Raw genomic sequence first — 22072 nt, forward strand, 5'->3', positions numbered from 1 at the left:
GGTTCGGAATGGCGGTATTCCGCGGCGATCAGTGGGTGAACTGCTGCCAGCTATCAACGCCGGAGTAGTCAGCCGTCAGACCCGCGTAGGTCGCGAACACATCGGCAAGCGCGTCACGCACGGTGGCGTAGCTGCCGGTGTTGAAGACGCCGAGATTCTCGTAGGTCAAAACTGCGCCCGTAGAATCAGCGTTGTTATATTCCCACCAGCCCAAGCCGAAGCCGTAAGGAGCGGTGTAGGAAAGGTGGTTCGAGAAGCCAGACTCCTCGAAGTCCGGGAAGCTTCCTTCGCTCGCCGGATCGACCCACACGTAGATGGCATTGTTGCCAACCGTGCTGCTGTCCTTGCGAACAAGGATGTGGTGCCACAGGCCATCAGCGGCCCAGTCGGTACCGGCATTGGCGAGAACCACGCCACCGGTGTAACCACTTGCGTCGACCTGATCCAACCACAGGTCGCCGTTGGCGCCGTAGAAGTTCAGAGCGAAGCTGCCACGAATGAACGATCCATCATCCTGAAGAGGCGTGGGAAGCGTGATATTCATGCTGGCGGTCGGGGTTGTGGCCCACGAGTTGACCTTCACGGCGAATGCGTAGACGTAGTCGTCGGAAGCCAGAAGCGCTCCGCCCTGTTCAAAGATGTAGCCACCCGGTACAGAGTACTCAAGGCAGGCGGTGGTAGAGGCATCGTAGCTTTCGGTCACTGCGAAATAAACGGCGCCTGTGCCAGAGAACGAACCGAGCACGCCCGCGCCCGCCGTTCCGCCTTCGTAACCACTGAAGTCTTCCAGGGCAGTCGGGGCTGCAGAGACGCTGGCCGTCAAAGCGACCAGAGCAAAAGCAAGCAAGAGACTAAATTGCTTTCTCATCATTGAGATTTTTCTCCTTTTCTAGAATCACACAAAAACTTGGTACTTCAAACAACCTCCGCACATTTGGGAGGATTTTTCTGAGCGTCGACCTCCTGAGTAGTCTAGTCTCTGGTGGAACAGACTGCTCTCCACCCAAATCCTGCGGTTTCCTGCGTGCTGAGGAGCCGAAGCTCCTTCGGGTAGCCCCCTGCAAAAAGGCAAACCGAACCTTCAGCAAATACATGGTTAGCGATTAGCACCACCCCACCGCGGATCAGTCAACAGGAAATCACGCCGGACAAGGGCCGTTTTCCTATCTCTTTTACTCCACATGAGCGTGGGCACTAATTGCACCACAATGCATGTATGAGGGGCACACCGGCCCGGGTCAAGAGGTCAATTGCATGGACAGTTGAAAAACTTTGATCGCCCCACACAATATGTCAGAAATGCATCCTGAATTCCCATCTGCGCTGCAACGTCTTGACACCAGCGCTCCAACACCTTGAATGATGACGCGTTTGAACTGCGAGGTTCGCACCAGCCCAGGGAGCTCTTCACGCCTCATGATCAAATGGCTGTTCTTCGATGTCGGCGGCACGATCTTTGACGACGAGCCCGTCTACAAGTTCCAGGAAGATGTCATCTTCGAGCTGTTGAACAAGAACGGCTGCGAGGTGGGGGAGAAGGAGTTTGCCAGCGCCGTCCGCTCGGCTCGCCGATACTATTTACCCCGGTACGTCAACCATCTGATCTGGATTTTCACCGAAGAACCATCGAAATATGAGAAGATCAGCATCGAATTCGAGAAAAAGCTCAACAAGCTCCCCTACAAGAAGTACCAGAAGCTGGTCAACCTGTTGCCCGGCATGAAGGATCTGCTGATGGACTTGAGCCAGCATTTCTCGCTGGGCGCCATCGGCAACCAGCCGGCCGTTGTGCGCCGGCGCCTCGAGGAAGAAGGCCTGATCGATATACTCCAGGTTCAGGCGATCAGTTCCGAAATGGGTATGCGGAAACCGGATCTGCGCTTCTATCTGGGTGCCATGGCAATGGCGCGCTGCCAGCCGAATGAGGCGGCGATGATCGGCGATCGGCTCGACAACGACATCTATCCGGCGCGTTCGCTGGGAATGACCACGGTTCGGCTGAAGAGCGGTCCGCACCGCCACCAGCCCGTCCTCTCGCCGGAGTTCCTGCCGCACTACACGGTCGCCAACACCCGTCAATTGGCAAAATTCATCTTCTCGGACGAGTTCCGGGCTGCAAATTCCGGTGCAGAGATGATGTGGTAGCTACCCACTTCGCAAAAACTCTTTCGGGCTCGGCTGGCAGGCGTGGGTTATCCATGAGCGAATTCCCTCGCCCAGCCTCATCGACACTTCCATAATACTCGCCATAGATTTCAGGAACAATCATGAGCAATCTGAAGAAAGAAATCGCGCGTCGCCGCACGTTTGCGATCATCTCGCACCCGGACGCCGGCAAGACGACACTCACGGAGAAGATGCTCCTCTACGGCGGGGCGATTCACCTGGCCGGAGCCGTCCGTGCTCGCCGCTCATCCCGCCACGCCACATCGGACTGGATGAACATCGAAAAGGAGCGCGGAATCTCGGTCTCCACGTCGGTGATGCAGTTTCCCTACGACGACTATCTCTACAACTTGCTCGATACGCCTGGCCACGAGGACTTCAGCGAAGACACGTACCGCACGTTGGCCGCGGCCGATTGTGCGATTATGCTGATCGATGCGGCCAAAGGCGTCGAAGCGCAGACCCGCAAGCTGTTCGAGGTCTGTCGCCTGCGCGCGATTCCGATCGTGACATTCATTAATAAGATGGATCGCGAGGGGCGCGAGGCACTCGATCTCATGAGTGAAATCGAGGATTTGCTCGGCATCCACTGCGTGGCCGTGAACTGGCCGATCGGAATGGGGCCGTCGTTCCGCGGCGTTTACGATCGCTGGTCGGACGATATTCACTTGTTCGAGCGCGGCAGCGACCACGGCAGCCGCAAAGTCGTGGATCACGCGGCCGCGAAGGACGACGGCTCGCTGCGGAATCTGCTCGGCGAATCCGGCCTGAAAGCCTTCCATGACGATCTGGAATTACTCGAACTGGCCGGAGAACAGTGGGATCGCGAGCGTTTCCTCGCGGGCGAGATCACGCCGGTCTTCTTCGGCAGCGCGCTGACGAACTTCGGCGTCGAGCCTTTCCTGGCGACTTTCGGAACGCTGGCTCCTACGCCACGCGGCCGCCAGACCCTGGAAGGCGAGCGCCCGCCCGACAACGAGCGATTCTCCGGCTTCATCTTCAAGATCCAGGCGAACATGGACAAGAATCACCGTGATCGAGTGGCGTTCATGCGCGTGTGCTCCGGCAAGTTCGAGCGCGGCATGACGGCTCACCTCGTGCGCGACAAAAAAGACGTGCGCCTCGGAAACGCGATCACCTTCTTCGCGCAGGAACGCGTTCAGGTCGACGAGGGCTTTGCCGGCGACATCATTGGCCTCTACGATCCGGGAATCTATCAGCTCGCCGACACGCTGACCGATGGCGAGGAGTTTCACTTCCAGGGTATTCCGCTGTTCTGTCCCGAGCTCTTCGCCCGCGTGGTGGCTCCGAATCCGATGAAGCGCAAGCGGCTCGACAAGGGCCTGCAGCAGCTTTCCGACGAGGGCACGATCCAGGTCTTCTATCCGCCGGATCAGATGGGTGCGCCGGAGCCTGTTTTGGCCGCTGTGGGTCGACTGCAGCTCGAAGTTGTTCAGGAACGCATGAATTCCGAGTACGATGTGGAGATTCGCACCGAGATGCTGCCGTTCACGTCGGCGCGCTGGCTGGACGTCGACGAGGACTTCGACTGGCGCGTCTTCCGCCGCCAGGGTATCAGCGACTGCTTCCGCGACCCGAAGGGCCGGCTGCTCGTGGCCTTCCGGGATGAATGGACGCTCCAGTACGCGGTCCGCAATCATTCGGAAGTCGTTTTCCGCAACGTCGCGCCGGACGCGTAACCACTTCCCGCTAGACCCCGCGGCGGCGGTGCTCTTAGCGTGCACCCACTCTTGCGGGGGGTTCAGCCATGACTGACCAGCATCGCCACATTCTTGTCGCCGTCGCGTGGCCTTACGCCAATGGGCCGCAGCACATCGGCCACATCGCCGGGGCGTATCTGCCTCCGGATATTTTCGCGCGTTACAATCGGATGATCGGCAACAACGTGCTGATGGTCAGCGGCTCGGACACCCACGGCACGCCGATCACCGTGCGGGCGGACGAGGAAGGCATCACGCCGGAGCAGGTGGTCGAACGTTTCCACCCTCTCTTCATCGAAAGCTATCTCGGCCTCGGGTTGACGTTCGACCTGTTCACACACACAGACACGGCGAATCACTGGGCGACGACGCACGAGATGTTCACTCGCCATCTCGAGAATGGCTATATCTACAAGGACAAGCAGCAGCAGATCTACGATCCAAAGGCGGAGCGTTTCCTGCCCGACCGTTACGTCGAAGGCAACTGCCCGCGATGCGGGGCGGATGGCGCGCGCGGCGATCAGTGCGACTTCTGCGGGGCGACCTACGATGCGATCGAGTTGAAGAATCCGCGCTCGAAGGTCACTGGAAACACGGATCTCGAAGCCCGCGAGACGGAGCACTTCTTCCTCGATCTCGGCAAGCTGAACGAACCCCTGATCGAATGGATCCAGGAAGGCAAAGACCACTGGCGGACCAGTGTGTTGAACTTCACGAAGGCCACGCTGGAGGAGCGCAAACTGCGCGGCCGCCCGATTACGCGCGACATGAGTTGGGGCGTGACGATTCCGCTCGATGGCTACGAAACCAAGCGCATCTACGTCTGGTACGACGCCGTGATCGGCTACTTCAGCGCTTCGAAGGAGTGGTCGACGCTGAGCGGCGACGACGATGCGTGGCGCCACTGGCTGGATTCTTCAGTGAATCCGGACGCACGCGGGTATTACTTCATCGGCAAGGACAACATCCCGTTCCACACGATCATCTGGCCCGGGATGCTGCACGGATTCGGCGGCATGAATCTGCCCTACGATGTGCCGGCGAATGAGTACCTGAACATGGCCGGGCGCAAGTTTAGCAAGAGCCGCGGCAATGTGATCGGAATCAATGATGTGCTGCAGCGCTACCAGGCGGATGCCTGGCGCTACGCGCTGACCGCGCTGGCTCCGGAAGCCGGCGATGTGAACTTCACCTGGGACGATTTCGTCGAACGCGTGAACAATGAACTCGTGGCGACCTGGGGTAACCTGGTGAACCGCGCGCTGGGATTCACATTCAAGCGTTTCGATGGGGCGGTTCCCACGCCGGGCGAACTGGACGACGCCGATCGGAATCTCCTGGCCGAGATTCGTGCCGGCTTCGACTCCGTGGGTGAGCTATACGGCGCCGTGAAGCTCAAAGCCGCGGCTGCGGAGTGCCGCCGTCTGACGAGCCTGGTGAATCAGTACTTCACCGAGAAGGCGCCCTTCAAGGTGGTGAAGGAAGACCCAGAGGCCGCTGGAACGATCGTGTTCGTTGCTCTGCAGGCCGTTGACTGGCTGAAGATACTCTGGTCGCCGATCCTGCCGGCCAGCGGGCAGAAGCTCCACGAGATGCTCGGCTACGAAGGGCGTCTCTTCGGCCGCCAGTATACGGAGACGGTCGCCGACGAACGGGGCTCACACCTGGTTCTCCGGTACGACCACACCGGCGCGACGGCGAAGTGGGAAGCCGGCGAGTTGAAGCCCGGCCAGGCCCTTCGCAAGCCGGAGCCGCTGTTCGTGAAGCTGGAAGACGACGTGGCTGCAAAGGAAGCGGGGGAGGACGCGTAGGGGCAGTGGAGTGTTGAATCCCTTCAGGATTCGATCGGATGTTCAAGCCCTTCGGGCTTTTCCTGCAATCCGGTGAATCGCTGCGGCCAGAGAATCCCATAGGGATTCCAGACCCGAAAGCCCAGGGCAAGAGACTCGCGCGCCGCCCTGGGGGGGGGATGAGCCGGAATCCGAGAGCACGCTGAAGGCGTGCAACATCTTCGTAGAAAACAATCGGGCCGGCTGATCGCTCAGCCGGCCCGAATTACGTTCGATGTTCAGTGATTTCAGTACTCTTCGCGCACGATCTCGCGATACTCGCCGTTCGGCAGGAGGTCGCTCTTCAGGATGTCGTCGCGCTTGAAGTCAATCGTGAACCAGCCGAGCAGGAAGTCGGTGAATTCCGATGGGTCGGCGTACAGGCGAATCGTGAAGCCCAAGTGGGTGATCGGATCGCTGATGGCCGCTTCGCCGCCGATGGTCAGCCAGTGCTGCCAGCCGCGCTCGAAGTCGAAGAACTGCCAGTCCATGTCGAATGGCTGGTCGAAGTGCCCCAGTTCCTTGGCGGGCACGGTCTTGTTGAATTTGAAGAAGAGGATGTAGTCCAGGTTGTTCTGGTCCATCCGCTGCTGCCACGGTGTGTCGGAGCGTTTAAAGTGGTTGTTGGTAGAGTATTCCTGCCAAATTGCCGAACCGTGGAAGGGACCGATGCCGACGCGGGTGCGGGACTCGGTGCCGGCGCCAGCGCCGCGGCCTTCGATTTCGGCGAACACGCCGTTGTGGGTGATCGCGCCGAGGTGCATGAACTCAGACGCTTCGACGTAAGCGCCGATCGATGGCGGGAGCGGCCAAGTGGGCGCTTCACCCACTTCTGCCGTAGCACCGACGCCCATCATCATGGTGTCGCGGAAATCGTAGTACCGGCTCTTCATGTAAGCCGAGCAACCTGTGGTGCTCATGGCCATGATGCCGAGAATGACGGTAAACAGGACAGACTTGATCAGACGCATCCGAATCATGTGAAAAAGCTCCCCGAATTGAGCGTGGGAATTCCTTCTAACTGCAAATCTATAACCCTACAGCCGAGGGTCTGTCCCGGTTGAAATAGGGTCAAGCCGAATTCGGCTGGGAAGATGGACCGAAGTCCTGCGAATCGACCATCGCAACATGCCGCTTGACTCCTATCTCTCCTTGACACTCGGCCCCCTCTGAATACTCTTGGCCCCTCCCGCGATGGGCACTCTCACATGTGGGAGGCCGCAGGGTTGAAAATGTTGGGCTTAGAGGAACGAGACGAAGGCTGCCGATTGGCTGTTCGGGTTCAACCGAAGGCAAGTCGGACGGCCATTGTCGGGTTCCACGGCGATCGGCTGAAGGTTGCACTCGCTGCCCCGGCATTGGAGGGAAAGGCGAACAAGGCCTTGGTCCAGTTCTTCGCCAAGCTTTCGCGGATCCCGAAGTCGCGTGTCTCAATCCTGTCGGGGGAGAAGTCTCGCGAAAAGACCCTATTTTCTCGAGGGAGTGACCGCCAGTCAATTGCGCCGCATTCTGGCTGAGCATGGCGTGGCGGAATTCCAAACCTGAAGAAAGAAGCGCTCTGCACCATGTCCCTCTACGATCAAATTCAGGAAGCCGTTCAGTACATCCGGACCAAGACCGATGTGACCCCGAAGGCCGGCATTATTTGCGGCACGGGAATGGGCGAGCTGGCCGACCAGCCCGCTAATCTCGTCAAGATTCCCTACGACGATATTCCGCACTTCCCGGTCTCCACGGTGGAGTCTCACCACGGGTTCCTTTGCTTCGGCGAACTGGCCGGCAAGCCGGTCGTGATCATGCAGGGGCGCTTTCACCGCTACGAGGGCTACACGCTCCAGCAGGTGACTTTCCCCGTGCGCGTGATCCGCGCGCTGGGTGCTGAGGCGCTGATTATTATGAACGCCGTGGGCAGTGTGAATCCACTGATTCGCAAGGGCGCGCTCGTTCTGGCCGAAGACCACATCAACCTGATGGGCGACAATCCGCTGATCGGGCCGAACGACGATCGTCTCGGACCGCGTTTCCCGGACATGAGCGAGCCTTACAGCCGCGAGCTGTCTGCCGCCGCCCAGGCCGTTGCGCTGGAGAAGAAGATTCCCGTGCAGCGCGGTATCATGGTTGCCGTGACCGGACCCAACCTGGAGACGCGCGCAGAATATCGCGTCTTCCAGCGCATTGGCGCCGACCTGGTGACCATGTCGACGATTCCGGAAGACATCGTCGCCGTGCACGCCGGCCTGAAGGTGATGGCTCTGTCGACCGTGACGGATGAGTGCTATCCAGAAGCGCTGGAGCCCGTGGAACTGGCCGAGATCATCGCGGTCGCCAAGAGCCGCGAAGCGGACCGCCAGGCGCTCGTGTTGGGCGTCATCGAGTCCCTCTGATCGAAACCCCTCGACTGAATCCAACGGCATAGAAAGATGACTGATTCCGATCAAGCGAAGGACTATCGCAAGACAGTCCTGACCCCAAAGACTGATTTCCCCCAGCGTGGTTCGCTCCCGACTCGCGAACCTGAGATGCTGGAACATTGGAAAGAGATTGGCTTGGCTAAGAAGATCTCCGAGAGCCGCGCGAGCGCTCCGGAGTTCGTTCTGCATGACGGACCGCCCTACGCCAACGGCGACATCCATATCGGTCACGCCCTGAACAAGGGCCTGAAAGATTTTGTTGTTCGCTACAAGACGATGGCGGGCTTCCGCTGCAACTACATCCCGGGATGGGACTGCCACGGTCTGCCGATCGAGCAGAAGGTCCTCGAACTGATCCGTTCGAAGGGCGACACCAGCAGCGATGCTCTCGACATCCGCACGCAATGCGCGGAGTACGCCAAGAAGTGGGCGGCCGTGCAGAGCGAGCAGTTCCAGCGCCTCGGCGTCGGCGGCGAATGGGATCGCCCCTACATGACGCTCGATCCCGAGTACGAGGTCGAGATTCTGAACGCATTTGGTGCGCTCGTCGGCAAAGGCCTCGTGCATAAGGGCTTCAAGCCTGTGCATTGGGACCCGGTGTTCGAGACGGCCCTGGCCGAAGCCGAAATCGAGTACAACGAGGAGCACGTCTCCCACACGATCTACCTGCGCTTCCCGCTGTACGAGAACGAACTGCCCCAAGAGTTGGCCGGCGTTCCCAAGCCCACGATCGTGATCTGGACGACAACGCCTTGGACGATCCCCGCCAACATGGGCGTGGCGATGCACGCGAACTTCGACTACGTGGCCTATCAGTTGGGCGACGAGTCGCTGATCATTGCGAAGGACCTTCTTGAGCCGTTCCTGGAAGAGACCGGTCTCTCCGGAGGCAAGGTCGTCGCGGAATTCAAGGGCGCGATCCTCGAAGGCAAGCACTGCCATCATCCGGTTTTCCCGGAGCGTCCGTCCCTCGTGATGATGGGCGAGCACGTCACCATGGAAGCCACCGGTATCGTGCACACGGCCCCGGCTCACGGTGTCGAAGACTTCATGATCGGCAAGGAGTATGGCCTCGAGGTCTTCAACCCGGTCGATGAGAAGGGTTGCTACACGGACCTCTATCCGGAGATGCAGGGGACGAACGTCTTCGATGCGAATCCGAAGCTGATCGAGAAGTTCAAGAGCGAAGGCACGCTGGTTCACGCCGGCAAGATCACGCATAGTTACCCCTACTCCTGGCGCAGCCGCAAACCGGTCATCATGCGCGCCACGGAGCAGTGGTTCATGAATCTGAATGCGGACGGACTGCGCGAGAAGGCTCTCGATGAGATCGAGAACGTGCAGTGGATCCCCGCGTGGGGTCGCGACCGCATCTTCAACATGGTCCAGGGACGCCCTGACTGGTGCCTGTCGCGCCAGCGGTCCTGGGGTGTTCCCATCCCGTCGATCCACGACAAGCAGACCGGCCATTCCGTGCTGACGAAGGAGATCGTGGACAAGTTCGTCTCCTACGTACGCGAGGAAGGAACCGACTGCTGGTTCCGCCGGCCCGTGGAAGACTTCCTGCCCGAAGAGATGAAGGCGGAAGACGGCCGCTACGAGAAGGAATCCAACATTCTCGATGTGTGGTTCGATTCCGGCGCCAGTCACTTCGGCGTGCTGGAGCCGCGCGAGAATCTGAGTTGGCCCGCGGATCTTTACCTCGAAGGGGCCGACCAGCATCGCGGCTGGTTCCAGTCGAGTCTTTGGATCTCCGTTGGCGTGCGCGGATGCGCTCCCTATCGTGCCGTGCTGACCCACGGCTTCGTGCTCGACGAGCAGGGACGCCCAATGAGCAAGAGCCTCGGCAACGTCGTTTCGCCGCTCGAGGTCATCGACCAGATGGGCGCCGACGTGCTCCGTCTCTGGATTGCATCGGAAGAATATCGCAGCGACCTGGCCGCGTCGAAGGGCCTGCTTCAGCAGGTCAGCGGCGTATACCGTCGCGTTCGCAACACGATCCGCTTCCTGCTCGGCAACCTGAGCGACTTCGATCCGTCGAAACACTCCGTTCCGTACGCCGAAATGGAAGAGGACGATCAGTGGATGCTGGCGAAGCTCGACGATCTGACGCGTCGCATTCGCCGCGCCTACGACGACTATGAATTCCACCGCGTCTACCACTTGGTAAACGGATTCTGTGTGACGGAACTTGGCGGTATCTATCTCGATTGCTCGAAGGATCGCCTGTATTGCTCGGCGGCCGACGGCAAGATCCGCCGCGCTGCGCAAACCGTGATCTACGAACTGGCGACGCACCTGCTGCGGATGCTGGCGCCGATCATGCCATTCACATCGGACGAAGGCTGGAGCCATTTGCCCACGGCCGGTCGCGTCGAGAGCGTCCACATGGCCGACTTCCCCGCAGGCAACGATGCCTGGAAGAACGCGGAGTTGCTCGGCAAGTACGAGAAGCTCCTGGCCGTTCGTACAGAAGTCCAGCGCGCGATCGAGGCGCTTCGGTCCGGCGAAGAGAAGCTCGTTCGCAACTCGCTGGAGGCTGCAGTCAGCCTGAAGAGCGATGATGCCGCGACGCTGGAATTCCTGAAGAGCCAGGAGAATCTCGCGCGCCTGTTTATTGTATCGAGGATTGCGATCGAGGAGGAGGCGCCGTCCGCGGTGCCTGAGGCGTTGGCCGCGATGGGGTTGAAGGTGGGAGTAACTGTGACCCGCGTTGACGGTGAGAAGTGCAACCGTTGCTGGGTCTATGCGCCGGAGGTTGGACAGGACTCCGAGCATCCATCCCTTTGTGCACGCTGTGCAGACGCAGTCAGGAGTATGACCACGTGACACCTCGGAAAAGAGCCACCAAGAGTGCTGCCAAGAAGGCGGCGAAGAAGACGGCCCGGAAGTCGACGAAGGCCACCAAGGCCGCTGAGCCTGAAGAGAAGAAGGCTGCACCGAAGAAACGTGCCGCGAGCAGGAAGACTGCCTCCGTGAAGCCCGCCGCTAAGAAGACGACGGTGAAGAAGAGCGCAAAGAAAGCCACTGCCAAGAAAGCCGCCAAGCCGGCGGCGAAATCCCGCAAAGCGAAACCAAAGGGAACGACTGACGCGTCGATGACCGCAAAGAAGAAGACCACCGCCAAGAAGGCAACGAAGACGGCTGCAAAGAAGGCCGTGAAGAAGACCGCCGCTAAGAAAGCATCAGTGAAGAAGCCGGCCGCTAAGAAGACGACAAAGAAGGCCGCTCCTGCCAGGAAGGCAGCACCGAAGAAGACCGCCGCCAAGAAAGCTACAACGAAGAAGGCCGCATCGAAGGCCAAAACCTCCGCAAAGAAAGCTGCTGCTCCGCCGAAGAATGGCAAGAAGCTGAGCAAGAGCGAGATGTTGAAGAAGCTTCTCGCGATGCGCGCCGAAGGCACGAAGGAAAGCGCGAAGGCTGCCGCCGAGGAAGCTCGCCGCGGGACCGATCGCCCGATTCCGACATCCGTGGCGAAAGCCGCCGAATTTGCCGCGACTCGCAAGCTGAGCAGCATCGTCCGCAAGTCCAAGGCGGCAAAAGACAAGAAAAAGGCCGAGCCGGAGGAGAAGCCAAAGCCAGTCGCGAAGAAGAAAAAGCGCCGCAAGCCGCCTTACAGCAAGACAGAGCTGAAGGAACTGCGGCAGATCCTGGAGAGTGAACGTCAGCGCCTGCTGCGCGATCTCGACATGATCAACGACCTGGCCATGTCGAACGAAGAGAACATGAGCCATTCGTTCTCGAATCACCAGGCGGATGCCGCGACGGATAGCTGGTCGCTGGAGTCGACCTTTGTGGCCCGGCGCTACGAAGAAGAGCGACTGCAGGACGTTGTCCGCGCTCTCGAGCGGCTGGAAGAAGGCACATACGGCCTTTGCACTATGTGCGAGGACGACCCGCAGAAGCTGTGCGGATCGTGCCCGTACATCCCGGTCGAACGCCTTCGCGCCAAGCCGTTCGCCAACCTATGCGTGCCCTGCCGGACCAAGCTGGAGAAGAAGAAGCGCTAAGGGCGGCCGGCCAGACTCCGATCAGATCATCGGGCCGATGGGGCATTCCCCATTGGCCCGATTGCCTTTAAGTTCGTCCCATTTGGACCAGCAAGTGTCCTTGAGCCTCTTCGCAGCGTGTGATTAGATGCGTGCCGGTTGGTCCTCTGTCCGAGCGCGTTCCCATGCATTCCAAGTCAGAAACTCCCTGGATTCGGCTCGTCGTCGCCGTGGCGGTTTTGTCACTGGCGGCGCTGGTCATTTGGCAGGCTCGCACCGAGGAAGAGGTTGCCGAGATCCACGGGGCACGGTCTCTCGATCCAGACCTCATCGAATTGGACTCCAGCGTGCATGCGACGAGTTCCAGCACGACTCCGTCCCTCGAAGTTGTGGAGGTTCCGTCGCCGACTCCAATTCCGACTCCTGCCCCGACTCCCGAGCCTGAGGAGGAGGACGAACGGACTTCCGAGCCCATCGAGATCGCCATGGCAAGTCCCCCGGGGGGGCTGGGTGGTTGGGTGCTGGACGATGAAGGCTCTCCTCTGACCGGCGCCGAAGTGAAGTTGCGTTTCGAGAAGCTCATCGAAGACGGCGTCGAAGCGCCGAAACTGGAAATGCTATCCGGAGAGAACGGCGTCTTTCGATTCGACTCCGTCCCTCCCGGCCCATGGACCGTCGTGGCGGAGCATCCCGGCTTCTCGCTCGGCACAAAGACCGGCGTGCACGTGAAGTCGAATGCATACACCGGCTCCATCGAAGTCGTGATGGAAGCCGCCCTCACTCTGAAGGGTACGGTGAAGACGCCGGGTGGCCAGGCCCTCAAGGACGTCGATGTGCAGTTGGCAAAGCGACTGCTTTCGATTCGCGAGGACAGTGGCAAAGTCGTCAGCTTCGACATGCCCTATCGTTCTGCAACCACGGACAAGAACGGCGCATTCACGATCGAGCGCACGGCGCCCGGGGTGAACATTGTGTCTGCCTCGTTCGAGGGATTTGTCACAGAGCGGGAGGAGTTGAACCTTGAAGCCGACGGCGACTTGAGTATCGAACTGGTTCTGGCGCCATCTTCCAGCATAGGTGGCACCGTGCGGACTCAAGAAGGGACCCCAGTGGAGGGCGCCGTGGTCACCGCGGTCGATCCAAGCGACAAGAAGACAAAACACGAAGCCACGACGCAGCCCGACGGAGCCTTCCTCCTGTCCGGTCTGCGGGGTGGCAGGACCTACGAACTTACGGCTAAGGCGGCGAATCTCGCCCCGACGGGGCCGATCGAAGTCCCCGCCGGTCGATTAGAGGTCGTGATCGTTCTCGGCGCTGGGGGAGCGATCACCGGCACCATCACGGACTTCACCTCGGCTAGCCCGATGGAGGGAATCGCAGTCAGTCTTCGGTCAGCCGACGGAGCTTTCTCGATCGCACGACTTGCGCGTTCCGGGGCCGATGGAACTTACAGGATCGGCCATCTCCCGTCAGGGAAGTACGACGTTCGCATTCAGGATGAGAAGCTGACCTCCGAGCCTCGCCTCGGAGTGAACGTCAAGATTCCGAACGATACCGGGAAGATTGACTTCGTGGTCTATGAAGGCAAGACGATCTCCGGCACTGTTGTGGAGGACTTCACTGGAGAGCGAATCGCCGGGGCTCGTGTCACGCTGCAAAGCCAGGCCGGAGCGGGATTTCTGACACGTTCGAAATCCGAAGTGACGACAGACGAGTTTGGCTCGTTCAATGTAGAGAATCTGCCATTCGGCTACTATTCACTAGAGGCTACCGCGGACGGCTATCTCGCGAGCCCCAACCCTGAGGCCACGGCGGACGTGCGGCTTGTCCCAGGCGCAGTCGTCGAGCCGGTGACGTTGTTGCTCAGTCGTGGGGGGACGATCACGGGTCAAGTGACGGATACCTTGGGCGGTTCGCTCGGCGGAGCTGTCGTGCAACTCTTCAACGCACCGGGTGCAAAGAAGACAATCAAGACCGACAAACTCACGGCGCTCTCTGCGGCGGACGGTTCCTTCAAGATCACTGGGATTCCCGTCGACAATCAGGTCGAAGTGCAGGCGAGCGCATGGCTGTCCGGATGGGCAAAGGGCAAGAGCGATCGCATCATCCTGTCCGACATGCTGCCGACTGCTGAGACCGTGATTTTCCTCCGGGCAGGAAGTCCCATCGCAGTCCGCGTGGAGGATGAATTCGGGAACGGCGTGGCCGAAGCGAATGTGAACCTGAACCACGGGGAATTCCCTGGAGACAAACGCCCCGACGAATGGACTTCAAAGACTGGACCGCAGGGCACTGTGCTCTTCGATCAGATCCCCCCGGGGCGAGTCTCAATCAGCGCAGGCAAATCCGGTTACGTCGGCGGCGGGACTTCCGTCAATGTGGAGGCGGGACTCTCTGCCGATGCTGTCATCCAATTGGAGCAAGGTCATCGCATTTGGGGATATGTTGAGGATGACGGCGGCGAGTTGATCACCGAAGGTAAGGTCATGGTGCGTGGCGAATCGGGGGCGCGAGGCAGTGGCTCCAGCAAGATCAACCAGGAAGGCTACTTCGAGATCACCGGTATCGGTGCGGGGACGTTTACACTGGACGTGCGTGCGACACGTGACACGAGTGCCGGCAAACACACCGTGCGTCGCGTTGTCTCGGGTGTTCCTTCAGATTCTGAAGCACCGCCGATCCAGGTACCCTTCAATGGCTGTATCACAGGAACCGTCCTCGATGGCGGGACATTGAATTCGATCAAGGGCGTCAACGTTCGTATCCAGGGACGCTACGAATTCCGCGACGGGCGCCAGGCAACATTCAAAGCCTCAAAGAGCTTCTCCGACGGCGAAGGGCGTTTCGAGTTTCCCAGCATCCCTCCCGGCGAATACCAAGTCTACTTCACGGCATCGAACTATCTGCCTGTCGAGGTTGAGGAGGTGATGGTGTACTCGCCTGGCACACGCGATATCGGGCGGACGCTGATGGACTCCGGCGGTGCGATCGCGGCACGCGTTGTTTCTTCAGATGGTGGTGAGCCCATCGCCCGCGCAACCGTTCGCGTGGTGCCCGACGGCGGATCGGCATCGACCAACGCAGAGGGAAAGGCGCGAATCGCCCCGCTCGAACCGGGCATCTACAATCTTGAGATCTCTCACGCGGAATATCTGGCCACAGAGAAGAAGCTGATTCATGTGAAGAGCGGCGAGGAAACCGATGCGGGAACCATCGAGATGGATCCTGGCGGGCGCCTGGTTGGGCGTGTAATTAACGATCAGGACGAGCCGATCGTTGGGGCCAACGTACGGGTTCGCAGTTCAGAAGGGGAGGGCGAACGTTCTGCCAACACCAATGCGGCGGGACGCATTCAGATGCAGGGGCTCGAACCAGGCGGAATCATCATTACGATCACGGCCAAGAGTCATGACCTGCAGATCACAAAGAGTTTCCACGAGACGATTTCCTCGGACAAGGAAACGCAGTTCGAGATCGCTCTCATTGCCGACGCGGAGATTCGGGGCACGCTGCATCCCTCGGGAGGCGGAATGCTCCTGCAGCCGGAAGTGGCGGCGTATCCGCTGGAGGCCGACGGCCAGCCCGTAACCGGTTCGCGACGGGCGGGCGAAGTGAGAGGCAATTCCTTCCTAATTGAGAACCTTGTGGAGGGGACCTACCTCGTGACCTCCGCAGCTACTACATCGTCGGGCGAACGTGCCTACTGGTTCCGCGCCCTCGAATTGCGCGCGGCGTCCGCGACAGTGATCCTGTCGCCGGGAACGGCGCGCCTCTCGGGTCGCGTCTTGTCTGCCACGGACGGACTGCCGATTCCCGGGGCCCGTGTGCGCGTACGCGGCCTCAGCTTTCCCCAGACGGGCAGCAGCGCCTTGCAGAATTGGTGGGAGTGGAGCACCACCACCGACGACCTCGGCTACTATCGCTTCGAAGGGTTGCGCGGCGGAACGTATGAGGTCGTGGCGGCTTGCTCTGAAACGGGACACGAGCAAATGGAGATCATTTCTCTCCGCACGGGAGAGAACGATGCGGCGCACGATCTGACTCTGGAAGAATAGGAGCTTATTGCCGAGTATTGCGCAGGAAGGAAAGCAACTCCTGCCGCGTCTCCTGGTGCGTGCGGAAGCACCCCAGCATCGTCGAAGACATCGTGCTGCTGTGCTGCTTCTCGACACCGCGCATCATCATGCACAGGTGCTGCGCTTCGGTGATGACGGCGACGCCTCGCGGGTTCAGGACCTCGGTCAGACATTCCGCGACCTGGCGCGTTAGGCGCTCCTGCAACTGGAGTCGGCGCGAGAAAACCTCGACAAGGCGCGGCACTTTGCTGAGGCCGATGACCTTCCCGCGTGGAATATAGGCGACATGTGCGGTGCCGAAGAACGGCAACATGTGGTGCTCGCACATGGAGTAGAACTCGATGTCGCGCACGACGACCATGTCGTCGCAATCCTCGGTGAAGAGCGCACCGTTGACGATATCCTGGACATCCATCCGATAGCCGGCTGTCAGGAAGGCGACCGAGCGGTCCACCCGATCCGGGGTCTTGACGAGGCCCTCGCGATCCGGATCCTCGCCGATACGGATCAGTTGCTCGCGCACGAGTTCACTGATTCCGATGCCGGGTCCGGCCTGATCGAACTCCTCGACGTAGGATGCTTTTCCAGCAGGATTGGGTGTCATCATGGGTTGTGCTCTCTGCAAATATGTCCATCGGGCGGATATGTGATTCTGCCGTCCGCTCGGGCGTTGAGATACGAGAACTGTGCCAGATTGGACCGCGAACGTAAAGCAATGAATTCGCTTCCAGTCGGGTTGGATAAGTCCATCGCGACCAATGGCTTGCCTTGACGCCATGGGGAGGGGGCGCCAAACGTTCGGGAACATCAGGAATCGCGGCAAGAATCCCCCCTGAAAGGTCCTGGATGGATCGGGACGAGAAAATCCGTCGCCTGGAGGCGCTGCTGGAGATCGAGAGCGATGATCCGCTGACGCATTTCCTGCTTGGCCGGGAGTACATGGACGCGGAACGTTGGGAGGAAGCCGCCCAGATGTTGCAGCGCTGCGTGGACCTGAAACCCACCTACACGGCGGCCTACCGCTTTCTCGGGGATTCCCATCGGCGCATGGGAGACGATGCGGGGGCGCGACAGGCCTACCAGTCTGGCATCGACGTCGCGCAGGAGACCGGCGACTTGCAGGCCGGCAAAGAGATGGAAGTTCTACTGAAAAGGCTCGAGAAATCATGAGTGGATGCTACATCTCCGCTGTTCTTCCCGTTTACAACGAAGAGGAGAACCTTCCCGCCGTCCACAAGCGCCTGACCAAGGTGCTTGGCAAGGTCGGGAAGCCGTACGAGATAGTCTTGGTAGACGATGGTAGTTCCGATCGCTCGATGGAGATCATCCGAGAACTGTCTGCCGCCGATCCGCATGTGAAGGGCGTGAGCCTGTCGCGGAACTTCGGCCACCAGATTTGCCTGACGTGCGGGCTCGATCACGCCAGCGGTGAAGTGATCGTCATGATGGATTCAGACCTGCAGGACCCACCCGAGTTGCTTCCCAGGATGCTGAAGCGTTACGAAGAAGGCTACGATGTCGTCTATGCCGTCAGGAAGCACCGTGATGGCGAGACGATTTTCAAGAAGGTCACAGCTTCGGTCTTCTACCGTTTGCTGCGGTTTGCCACAAACATCGAGATCCCCGTAGATACCGGCGACTTCCGACTGATTTCCCGCCGTGCGCTGGACAGCGTGCTTTCGCTGCGCGAGCGCAACCGCTTCTTGCGCGGGCTCTTCTCGTGGGTGGGTTTCAAGCAGATCGGCGTCGCCTACAATCGCCCCGCGCGCTACAAGGGCGAGACGAAGTACCCGCTGCGCAAAATGCTGAAGTTTGCGATGGATGGCATCACGTCGTTCAGCACGATTCCGCTGCAGGCCGGCATCTGGCTCGGATTCGGAGCGGCTGTGCTCGGGTTCTTCTATGCCATCAAGGTATTTGTCGACTGGGTGCAAGACTCCACTGTCGCCGGCTGGGCATCTCTGGCAATCCTGGTTCTGTTCTTCGGCGGCGTGCAATTGATCACGCTCGGCGTTCTGGGAGAATATGTCGGACGCATTTTCGATGAAGTCAAACAGCGACCGTTGTACTTCACGCGGGAAGAGGTGGGCTTCGAGGAAGACGAACTGGCTTCCGCCCACAAGCGTCGGAGGATCAACTGAGACCTTGCCCAGGATGAAACCAGACAGGCCCCTGAAGTTTCTTTTTTTGAACTACGAGTTCCCTCCCATCGGCGGCGGCAGCGGCACCGGCTCCCGCTACCTGGCGCGCGAACTGGTGATGCTGGGGCATGAAGTAGAGGTCGTAACCTCCTGGTTCCGAGGTCTGCCGAAGGACTACCGGCAGCGGTCACTCCGCATTCGTCGTCTGCGCACAATTCGCAAGATGGCTGGGCAGTGCCGCCCCTTTGAGATGATCTCCTACGTGGTTGTGGCATTCTTCTATCTTCTGCTGAGGCGAGGGCCGAAGCCCGACGTGATCGTCAGCTTCCACTCGATTCCCTCCGGGATGCCGGCACTTCCGCTCTCCATCTTGTGGCGCGTACCGCACATCGTCCTGTTTCGCGGCGGTGACGTGCCGGGCTTCCTTCCCCAGGACCTTGCCAAAATGCACGCCCGCACGCTGTGGTTGAATCGTGCGATCGTGAACCAGGCCAAGGTCGCGGCGGCGAACAGCGCCGGCTTGCGCAGAATGGCCTCCCAAGCATTCCCCAGCAAGGAAATCGGCGTCTTGGCCAATGGAGTCGACTCGCGCGTATTCACGCCACCGGAAGATCGCAAGGGCCGCGACTGCCTGACATTCATCTTTGCGGGACGTATGACGAATCAGAAGGGCCTCAATGTGCTTGTTCGCGCCGTGAAAGCCGCCACCGAGAAGCGCCCCGGCCTGAAGTGGCGCGCCGTCCTGATCGGTGAAGGCCCCGTGCGCGAAGAGATCGAAGCACTGGTCTCTGAATGTGGCCTGACAGGGAAGTTCGAATTCCCCGGATGGGTCGAGCGTCGCCGCATGGCAGCGCACTATCAGAACGCCGATATCCTGGTCTTTCCATCGCGCTACGAAGGCATGCCCAACGTCGTTCTCGAGGCGATGTCTGCCGGTCTTCCCGTTGTTGGAACGCACGTGGCCGGCACAGAAGAACTCGTCAAGGAGGAGCTCAATGGCTTCCTTGTTGAGAAAGACGATATCGATGCGCTTGCCGATCGCATTGGGCGCCTGATCGACGACGAAGACCTCCGCCTTCGCATGGGTGCAGCCAGTCGCGATCAGATCGAACAATTCTGGAGTTGGACACAAAGAGCGGAACAACTCGCCGAAATGGGTGAAGTGGCACTCGAAGAACTATGTGTACCCCCATCGTAATCTCGCACGACAATCGCGACATTCGAACGGCCGCGGTGATGGCCCTGCTGCAACGGACGCGCCTGCAGGATTGGGCCATCTCGGATGCGGCGCCGTTGCTCCATTACGGTGGCGAGTCGAAAGACGCACCCACCTTCCTGCCCGATCGGCAGTTGTTCGAGGATCGAATCGCCTGGCGCGAGGAGACGCGCAAGCTCCTTAGAGCGATTGGCGTCGGTGCCTTGGATGAAGTCCTGTTCGAGCAGAATGAGGGACACACCATTGCTCGTTACGATCTGCCAGCGGTCGCGTTTGGCCTGCTGCAGCGCTGGGAGGAGGATCTCGAACCGCGCCGCGATGATCACGAACGCTTTCCCGCGGAAGCCAGTCTCCTTCATGAAGCGAATTTGATCGATCGGCCGATTGTCGATGAAATTGCTCAGGCACTCGGTCGGAAGCTGATCGATGCAGGCGCGTGCCCCTCGCTTCCACGGTGGGGGAGTGCCGATTGGGCGTTTGCGCTGACCTTTGATATCGATTCGGCGGGCATGTATCGCCACGGCGGATTGGCCGGCTCGGTACGGCGTCTCGTTCGCGAGCGCGGCGCATTCGCAGGTCTTTCGGGACTTGTCGAAGGCCTCGCTGTCGTCTCGCACCTACGATCCGATCCGCACGAGAACCTGGACGCCATTGCCGATCGATTGGGTGAGATCGGCATTCCGGCGACCTTTTTCTCTCAGGTGTTCCGAGCAGCCCCGATTGACAGCTACAAGCTCTCGGATTGCCCGGAACTGGTCCGCGCGCTCCGTCGACTTCGGACGCGCGGGCACGAAGTTGGACTGCATGGGAGCTACGCCGCCCCGGGCCGCGACGCGAAGTTTCTGGAGAAGCAGCGGAGCATTCTGAAGTCGCTCGTTGGGGGGGCGGTCAGTTCTTATCGTGCGCACTACCTGCGCCAGCCGAAGTTGGAGGATCTCGCGACGGCGGGCTTCAGGTTCGACACCACCGCTGGCTTTCCACGGCGCGAGGGGTTTCGCCTCGGAACTGCATTCCCGGTTCAGGCGTGGACGAACGAGCCGCTCCCGCTGACGATAGTGCCTTTCCAGGCAATGGACGTGACGTTGCGTTACCATCGCAAACTTGATGTGGAAGAAGCCTACCGCCGGGCGGTGATGTTGCTCGAACGCACGCAGGCCGTCGGCGGGCTGGCAGTGCTCCTTTGGCACCCCCACAATCTTGAGCCCCGTCTCTGGCCGGGGTGGGAGAGTCTACCCTTCCGGCTGGCGGAATGGGCGAAGTCCCAAGGGGCCCGGTGCGGGACGCTGTCCGAACTGGCCGCGCCCTGAAACAACCCCTGCAAACCCATTGCGGCGCGGGTCCGGTTTCCGTAGAAGGGGATTCCGTCGGCTCGACCGACTAATTCTGCGGAGGAATTGCCCAAAGTGTCCGAATCGATGAAGCCAGACCACCCTCACTCTCCCCACGATTGCTCTGGGATTCGCTCCACCGATCAGCTTTCCGATGGATTTTCCCACGGTCTGAAACCATTGAAGTCGCTGGACGTTCAGCAGACATCGACGGTTGACGATCTTCTGCGCGAGATGAGCCGGACGGCCTTTGGCGGTCGAAACATGGGCGAAGCCGCGGACGTGATGTACGAGATGTTCACCGACCCGAAATGCAAGGTGATCATGACGCTCTCCGGCGCGATGACCATGGCGAAGATGAGCCTGTTGGTCGTCGAGATGATCGAGCAGGGTCTGGTGGATGCGATCATTTCCACTGGCGCATTGATGAGCCATGGGCTGGTCGAAAGCGCCGGCATGTCGCACTTCAAGTACGAGCACGGCATGAATGACACCGAGCTCTTTCAGGCGGGCTACTGCCGTGTCTACGATACGCTGGAGCTCGAGAAGAATCTGGACGATCTTGGGTTGATCACGAAGGAAGTCCTGGCCTCCTTTGAGGCGGATCAACCCGTCGGCAGCAGCACAATCTGCCGCCAGTTCGGGAAATACCTGTTGGAGAACTATCCTGGCCGTGGGATTCTACCGGCCGCCTACACGAACAACATCCCGATCTATATCCCGGCGTTCACGGACAGTGAAATGGGCCTCGACGTCGCCATGTACAATGTCGTCGCGCGTGAGAAGGGGACGAAGGCGCTGCGATTCGATCCCTTCGTCGACATGTTCCATTACACGGATCTGGCATCGAATGCTGAGCGTATCGGCATCTTCACAATCGGCGGTGGCGTTCCGCGCAACTGGGCACAGCAAGTCGGTCCATTCATCGATTATCTGCAGCGACATGAAACGGGACAGGCTTACAAGCCGTGCCGATTCCGGTATGGCGTCCGTATTTGTCCGGAGCCGGTGCACTGGGGCGGGCTGTCCGGCTGCACTTACTCGGAAGGCATCTCCTGGGGCAAGTTCATCCCGCCGGCAGAGGGCGGCCGATTTGCCGAGGTGCTTTCCGACGCAACGATTGCCTGGCCGATCCTCCTGCGCGGTGTTCTGGAACGCATGGGACGAGTGAAGTCGACTTGATCTGAAGGGGTCG

The 22072-nt window shown here is 60.0% G+C and carries 16 protein-coding genes; 13 read left to right on the forward strand and 3 right to left on the reverse strand.

Features of this window, described 5'->3' with window-relative positions; translation table 11 throughout:
- Nucleotides 1-28: 28 nt before the first annotated feature.
- Nucleotides 29-871, reverse strand: coding sequence for a hypothetical protein (locus KQI84_05915; protein ID MCB2154402.1), 843 nt, complete (start codon nucleotides 869-871; stop codon nucleotides 29-31).
- A gap of 545 nt (nucleotides 872-1416) precedes the next feature.
- Between KQI84_05915 and KQI84_05920 the strand changes: the two genes are divergently transcribed.
- From KQI84_05920 to metG, 3 genes are all read left to right on the forward strand, one after another.
- Nucleotides 1417-2145: an HAD family hydrolase gene (locus KQI84_05920; GenBank protein MCB2154403.1), complete on the forward strand. Its 729-nt coding sequence runs from the start codon at nucleotides 1417-1419 to the stop codon at nucleotides 2143-2145.
- Between the two features lie 119 nt (nucleotides 2146-2264).
- Nucleotides 2265-3866: a peptide chain release factor 3 gene (locus KQI84_05925; protein MCB2154404.1), complete on the forward strand. Its 1602-nt coding sequence runs from the start codon at nucleotides 2265-2267 to the stop codon at nucleotides 3864-3866.
- Between the two features lie 68 nt (nucleotides 3867-3934).
- Nucleotides 3935-5698, forward strand: coding sequence for a methionine--tRNA ligase (metG, locus tag KQI84_05930; GenBank protein MCB2154405.1), 1764 nt, complete (start codon nucleotides 3935-3937; stop codon nucleotides 5696-5698).
- A gap of 266 nt (nucleotides 5699-5964) precedes the next feature.
- Here metG and KQI84_05935 read toward each other — a convergent pair whose 3' ends face one another.
- On the reverse strand, nucleotides 5965-6696 hold the full coding sequence (locus tag KQI84_05935; protein MCB2154406.1) for a hypothetical protein: 732 nt from the start codon (nucleotides 6694-6696) through the stop codon (nucleotides 5965-5967).
- A gap of 252 nt (nucleotides 6697-6948) precedes the next feature.
- Here KQI84_05935 and KQI84_05940 point away from each other — a divergent pair, with 252 nt between their 5' ends.
- The 5 genes from KQI84_05940 (at nucleotide 6949) to KQI84_05960 (ending at nucleotide 16171) form a co-directional block, all read left to right on the forward strand.
- The gene (locus KQI84_05940) at nucleotides 6949-7233 is read left to right on the forward strand and encodes a YggU family protein (GenBank protein ID MCB2154407.1); all 285 of its coding nucleotides are present in this window, start codon (nucleotides 6949-6951) and stop codon (nucleotides 7231-7233) included.
- Between the two features lie 48 nt (nucleotides 7234-7281).
- Nucleotides 7282-8100 (forward strand): purine-nucleoside phosphorylase, encoded by an 819-nt coding sequence (locus tag KQI84_05945; GenBank protein MCB2154408.1) that lies wholly within the window; start codon nucleotides 7282-7284, stop codon nucleotides 8098-8100.
- A gap of 36 nt (nucleotides 8101-8136) precedes the next feature.
- The gene (ileS, locus tag KQI84_05950; protein ID MCB2154409.1) at nucleotides 8137-10956 is read left to right on the forward strand and encodes an isoleucine--tRNA ligase; all 2820 of its coding nucleotides are present in this window, start codon (nucleotides 8137-8139) and stop codon (nucleotides 10954-10956) included.
- Entirely contained in the window at nucleotides 10953-12137 is a 1185-nt protein-coding gene (locus KQI84_05955) for a hypothetical protein (GenBank protein ID MCB2154410.1), read from the forward strand. The genes ileS and KQI84_05955 overlap by 4 nt, the downstream gene beginning before the upstream one ends.
- Nucleotides 12138-12301: 164 nt before the next feature.
- Entirely contained in the window at nucleotides 12302-16171 is a 3870-nt protein-coding gene (locus KQI84_05960) for a carboxypeptidase regulatory-like domain-containing protein (protein MCB2154411.1), read from the forward strand.
- A gap of 4 nt (nucleotides 16172-16175) precedes the next feature.
- Here KQI84_05960 and folE read toward each other — a convergent pair whose 3' ends face one another.
- A complete protein-coding gene (gene folE, locus KQI84_05965; GenBank protein MCB2154412.1) occupies nucleotides 16176-16796 on the reverse strand; it encodes a GTP cyclohydrolase I FolE in 621 nt (206 codons plus the stop codon).
- 242 nt (nucleotides 16797-17038) lie between these two features.
- On the opposite strand from folE, the gene KQI84_05970 reads away from it, so the two are divergent.
- From KQI84_05970 to KQI84_05990, 5 genes are all read left to right on the forward strand, one after another.
- Nucleotides 17039-17362: a tetratricopeptide repeat protein gene (locus KQI84_05970; GenBank protein MCB2154413.1), complete on the forward strand. Its 324-nt coding sequence runs from the start codon at nucleotides 17039-17041 to the stop codon at nucleotides 17360-17362.
- Nucleotides 17359-18333, forward strand: a complete 975-nt coding sequence (locus KQI84_05975) for a glycosyltransferase family 2 protein (GenBank protein MCB2154414.1) — start codon at nucleotides 17359-17361, stop codon at nucleotides 18331-18333. Before KQI84_05970 ends, KQI84_05975 begins: the two co-directional genes overlap by 4 nt.
- A 46-nt stretch (nucleotides 18334-18379) precedes the next feature.
- Nucleotides 18380-19531: a glycosyltransferase family 4 protein gene (locus KQI84_05980; protein MCB2154415.1), complete on the forward strand. Its 1152-nt coding sequence runs from the start codon at nucleotides 18380-18382 to the stop codon at nucleotides 19529-19531.
- Entirely contained in the window at nucleotides 19513-20856 is a 1344-nt protein-coding gene (locus KQI84_05985; protein ID MCB2154416.1) for a hypothetical protein, read from the forward strand. Before KQI84_05980 ends, KQI84_05985 begins: the two co-directional genes overlap by 19 nt.
- A 108-nt stretch (nucleotides 20857-20964) precedes the next feature.
- The gene (locus KQI84_05990) at nucleotides 20965-22059 is read left to right on the forward strand and encodes a deoxyhypusine synthase family protein (protein ID MCB2154417.1); all 1095 of its coding nucleotides are present in this window, start codon (nucleotides 20965-20967) and stop codon (nucleotides 22057-22059) included.
- The last annotated feature ends 13 nt before the right edge of the window (nucleotides 22060-22072 follow it).

The sequence above is a fragment of the bacterium genome, from assembly GCA_020444065.1.
Taxonomy (GTDB): Bacteria; Sumerlaeota; Sumerlaeia; order SLMS01; family JAHLLQ01; genus JAHLLQ01.

Coding starts and splice junctions, on each gene's coding strand:
- KQI84_05985 (MCB2154416.1), top strand. CDS start 19,513: ATGTGTACCCCCATCGTAATCTCGCACGACAATCGCGACATTCGAACG.
- ileS (MCB2154409.1), top strand. CDS start 8,137: ATGACTGATTCCGATCAAGCGAAGGACTATCGCAAGACAGTCCTGACC.
- KQI84_05920 (MCB2154403.1), top strand. CDS start 1,417: ATGATCAAATGGCTGTTCTTCGATGTCGGCGGCACGATCTTTGACGAC.
- KQI84_05970 (MCB2154413.1), top strand. CDS start 17,039: ATGGATCGGGACGAGAAAATCCGTCGCCTGGAGGCGCTGCTGGAGATC.
- folE (MCB2154412.1), bottom strand. CDS start 16,796: ATGACACCCAATCCTGCTGGAAAAGCATCCTACGTCGAGGAGTTCGAT.
- KQI84_05945 (MCB2154408.1), top strand. CDS start 7,282: ATGTCCCTCTACGATCAAATTCAGGAAGCCGTTCAGTACATCCGGACC.
- metG (MCB2154405.1), top strand. CDS start 3,935: ATGACTGACCAGCATCGCCACATTCTTGTCGCCGTCGCGTGGCCTTAC.
- KQI84_05915 (MCB2154402.1), bottom strand. CDS start 871: ATGATGAGAAAGCAATTTAGTCTCTTGCTTGCTTTTGCTCTGGTCGCT.
- KQI84_05935 (MCB2154406.1), bottom strand. CDS start 6,696: ATGATTCGGATGCGTCTGATCAAGTCTGTCCTGTTTACCGTCATTCTC.
- KQI84_05975 (MCB2154414.1), top strand. CDS start 17,359: ATGAGTGGATGCTACATCTCCGCTGTTCTTCCCGTTTACAACGAAGAG.
- KQI84_05990 (MCB2154417.1), top strand. CDS start 20,965: ATGAAGCCAGACCACCCTCACTCTCCCCACGATTGCTCTGGGATTCGC.
- KQI84_05960 (MCB2154411.1), top strand. CDS start 12,302: ATGCATTCCAAGTCAGAAACTCCCTGGATTCGGCTCGTCGTCGCCGTG.
- KQI84_05940 (MCB2154407.1), top strand. CDS start 6,949: ATGTTGGGCTTAGAGGAACGAGACGAAGGCTGCCGATTGGCTGTTCGG.